The organism is Bifidobacterium miconis (assembly GCF_019331735.1).
GTDB classification, from domain to species: domain Bacteria; phylum Actinomycetota; class Actinomycetes; order Actinomycetales; family Bifidobacteriaceae; genus Bifidobacterium; species Bifidobacterium miconis.
This window is the reverse complement of sequence record NZ_JAHBBH010000074.1, coordinates 1-3,789: the sequence shown is the minus strand read 5'-3', so window position 1 is coordinate 3,789 and position 3,789 is coordinate 1. Positions and strand designations below refer to the sequence as shown.

The 3,789-nt window shown below is 63.4% G+C and carries 4 protein-coding genes and 1 pseudogene; 2 read left to right on the top strand and 3 right to left on the bottom strand.

Annotation, left to right across the window (positions count from 1 at the left end; all coding sequences use genetic code 11):
* Positions 1–465 (top strand): sucrose phosphorylase domain-containing protein (locus KIH79_RS12595; protein WP_219059698.1); only part of this gene is annotated, 465 nt, incomplete at its 5' end.
* 295 nt (positions 466–760) lie between these two features.
* A complete protein-coding gene (locus tag KIH79_RS12590) occupies positions 761–1,459 on the top strand; it encodes a YesL family protein (RefSeq protein WP_236023856.1) in 699 nt (232 codons plus the stop codon).
* A 248-nt stretch (positions 1,460–1,707) separates the two neighbouring features.
* On the opposite strand, the gene KIH79_RS12585 is transcribed toward KIH79_RS12590, so the two are convergent.
* The 3 genes and pseudogenes from KIH79_RS12585 to KIH79_RS12575 all read right to left on the bottom strand — a co-directional run.
* Positions 1,708–2,073, bottom strand: a complete 366-nt coding sequence (locus KIH79_RS12585) for an endonuclease domain-containing protein (protein ID WP_219059697.1) — start codon at positions 2,071–2,073, stop codon at positions 1,708–1,710.
* 257 nt (positions 2,074–2,330) lie between these two features.
* On the bottom strand, positions 2,331–3,029 hold the full coding sequence (locus KIH79_RS12580; protein WP_236023856.1) for a YesL family protein: 699 nt from the start codon (positions 3,027–3,029) through the stop codon (positions 2,331–2,333).
* 295 nt (positions 3,030–3,324) lie between these two features.
* Positions 3,325–3,789: pseudogene (locus KIH79_RS12575) on the bottom strand (sucrose phosphorylase domain-containing protein); the annotation flags it as partial.

Here is a 3,789-nt window from a genome sequence, read left to right as displayed (position 1 = left end):
GACCAGCACTACATCGCCACGCGCGCCGTCCAGTTCTTCCTGCCCGGCGTGCCGCAGGTGTACTACGTCGGCGCGCTCGCGGGCGTCAACGACATGGACCTGCTGCACCGCACCAAGGTCGGCCGCGACATCAACCGGCACTACTATTCGACCGCCGAGGTCGACGAGCAGCTCAAGCGCCCGGTCGTGCAGGCGCTCAACGCGTTGTGCCGCTTCCGCAACGAACTGCCCGCGTTCGACGGCGAGTTCGCGTACGCGGCCGACGGAGACCGTTCGCTGACGATGACATGGACGCTCGCCGGCGATGACGGCACGGTCGCGTCGCGCGCCGAGCTCGTGTTCGAGCCGGCCCGCGGCGGCGTCGGCGCGGACGTCGACGCGTCGATCGTCACGCTGCGCTGGACGGACGCCGCCGGCGAGCATGAAACCGACGATCTGATCGCGAATCCGCCGGTCGCGGCCTGACAGCTCCGCAACGGCGGCGATTTGCGATTCGCCTGTCCCGAGCGGATCGTGAATCGCCGACCGGTCCGGTGTACCTGTTTGCACCGATCGCAACGTGGCCGGGATGACCTGACGAGAGCGCTCCGGCGCTGGTCATCCCGGCCGTTTTCCGTTCTTTTAGTCTTGGCTCCCCTTGCCAGGGGAGCTGTCGGCGAAGCCGACTGAGGGGTAGTTGCACCCATTGCCTTAATACAAGTACGGCATCCAATCGGTGTGCCCGGACGGCACATACACAAGTGAAGGCTAGGATTGACGTATGTCTGATGAATCTCGCAACGGCCGATCGGGCCAGTCGCAGTCAACCATGACCAAGGTGTTCGACCAGGACAACATGTTCTTCCGCTTCATGGGCGTGGTGTTCGACCTGATCCAGCTCAACCTGCTCACGCTGCTGTGCTGCCTGCCGATCGTGACCGCGGGCGCGTCGCTCACCGCCATGCACACCGTGCTGTGGCGCATGATCCGCCATGAGGAAACGTACATTTCCCGCCAGTTCTTCGCGTCGTTCAAGCAGAATTTCAAGCAGGCGACGGCCGTGTGGGCGGTGCTGCTGCTCGCGATCGCCGTGATGGCGGTCGACGTGTTCGTGACCTTGCAGATGCCGGCCGGCCAGCGCCGGATCATGTTCGCGTTCCTCGCGTTCGTCGGCGTGCTGTTCGTCGGGTTCGCGCAATGGTATTTCCCGATGCTGTCGCGCTATGAGAATACGGTCGGCGGGCACGCGAAGAACGCCGCGTCGCTTGCGATCGGCTGCTTCCCGCGCACGCTGTGCGAGATCGTGATTCTGGTCGCGTTCGCGCTCGCCTACATGCAGTGGTTCGTCTACGTGATCCCGTTCATCATCATCCTCGGCATCGCCCTGCCCGAATACTGCTGCGCCTGGCTCTACAACCCCGTCTTCCAGCGCCTCGACGGCGACGTCGACGCCAACTACCGCCCCATCCGGCGCGATTAAGGAACCTGTATTTGCAGAATGCGTTGTGGGGCACGCCGCGTCGCTGAGGAATCGGCCCGCGGCCGATGCGGTATTGCCGGCGGCGGCTGTACAGCCGCTGCGCCATATTCCCGCGATGGCATGGAAGCCACAGGAGCTCCCTCTGACGAGGGAGCTGTCGAGCATAGCGAGACTGAGGGAGAGACGCGGCGCAATCGCGCCGCAATCGGCACAGCATCGGCCGCAGGCCGATTCCATGTCTCAGGCGCCTAACGCGGATTCCCCATTCTCCGCTGAACAGCCCGATCAATGTCCTCGCACACCGCCGCGAACATGGTGGCAACCTGATTATTGGCGAATCTCAGCACGAGCAAACCCTGCTCCGCGAGCTCTTGGGTACGAGCAATATCCTCCGCTTGCTGCTCCGACGTATAGTGCCCCGAACCGTCAAGTTCCACGACAAGCTGAGCCTTTGCACAGTAAAAATCCGCAATACGATTACCAATCGGCTTTTGACGCTGCCATCGGACCGGGTATGTTCTCAGGAACTGGTACCACAGCTTACTTTCCCAAGGGGTCATATTTCGGCGCAAGATCTTGGCATTGGCGACGTTGCTGCGATTGTATTCCTTCATGCGTGGCGTCCTCGCTGAAAACGGGATCGGCCTGCGGCCGATGCTGCGCTGTTGGCGGCGCATGCGCGCCGCGTCTCTCCCTCAGTCTCGCTATGCTCGACAGCTCCCTCGTCAGAGGGAGCTCCTGTGGCTTCCATGCCATCGCGGGAATATGGCGCAGCGGCTGTACAGCCGCCGCCGGCAATACCGCATCGGCCGCGGGCCGATTCCTCAGCGACGCGGCGTGCCCCACAACGCATTCTGCAAATACAGGTTCCTTAATCGCGCCGGATGGGGCGGTAGTTGGCGTCGACGTCGCCGTCGAGGCGCTGGAAGACGGGGTTGTAGAGCCAGGCGCAGCAGTATTCGGGCAGGGCGATGCCGAGGATGATGATGAACGGGATCACGTAGACGAACCACTGCATGTAGGCGAGCGCGAACGCGACCAGAATCACGATCTCGCACAGCGTGCGCGGGAAGCAGCCGATCGCAAGCGACGCGGCGTTCTTCGCGTGCCCGCCGACCGTATTCTCATAGCGCGACAGCATCGGGAAATACCATTGCGCGAACCCGACGAACAGCACGCCGACGAACGCGAGGAACGCGAACATGATCCGGCGCTGGCCGGCCGGCATCTGCAAGGTCACGAACACGTCGACCGCCATCACGGCGATCGCGAGCAGCAGCACCGCCCACACGGCCGTCGCCTGCTTGAAATTCTGCTTGAACGACGCGAAGAACTGGCGGGAAATGTACGTTTCCTCATGGCGGATCATGCGCCACAGCACGGTGTGCATGGCGGTGAGCGACGCGCCCGCGGTCACGATCGGCAGGCAGCACAGCAGCGTGAGCAGGTTGAGCTGGATCAGGTCGAACACCACGCCCATGAAGCGGAAGAACATGTTGTCCTGGTCGAACACCTTGGTCATGGTTGACTGCGACTGGCCCGATCGGCCGTTGCGAGATTCATCAGACATACGTCAATCCTAACCTACACTTGTGTATCTACAGTCCGGGCACACAGATTGGATGCCATACTTGTATTAAGTCCCTGGGTGCAACAACCCCTCAGGAGGCCTCGCACCCACATCCCCTGGGACGGGGAGACAAGACTACAAGAACGGACAACGACCAGGAGCACCAACGCCGGAGCCCTGTCGTCAGGTCATCCCAGCCACGTTGCGATCGGTGCAAACAGGTACACCGGACCGGTCGGCGATTCACGATCCGCTCGGGACAGGCGAATCGCAAATCGCCGCCGTTGCGGAGCTGTCAGGCCGCGACCGGCGGATTCGCGATCAGATCGTCGGTTTCATGCTCGCCGGCGGCGTCCGTCCAGCGCAGCGTGACGATCGACGCGTCGACGTCCGCGCCGACGCCGCCGCGGGCCGGCTCGAACACGAGCTCGGCGCGCTACGTGACCGTGCCGTCATCGCCGGCGAGCGTCCATGTCATCGTCAGCGAACGGTCTCCGTCGGCCGCGTACGCGAACTCGCCGTCGAACGCGGGCAGTTCGTTGCGGAAGCGGCACAACGCGTTGAGCGCCTGCACGACCGGGCGCTTGAGCTGCTCGTCGACCTCGGCGGTCGAATAGTAGTGCCGGTTGATGTCGCGGCCGACCTTGGTGCGGTGCAGCAGGTCCATGTCGTTGACGCCCGCGAGCGCGCCGACGTAGTACACCTGCGGCACGCCGGGCAGGAAGAACTGGACGGCGCGCGTGGCGATGTAGTGCTGGTC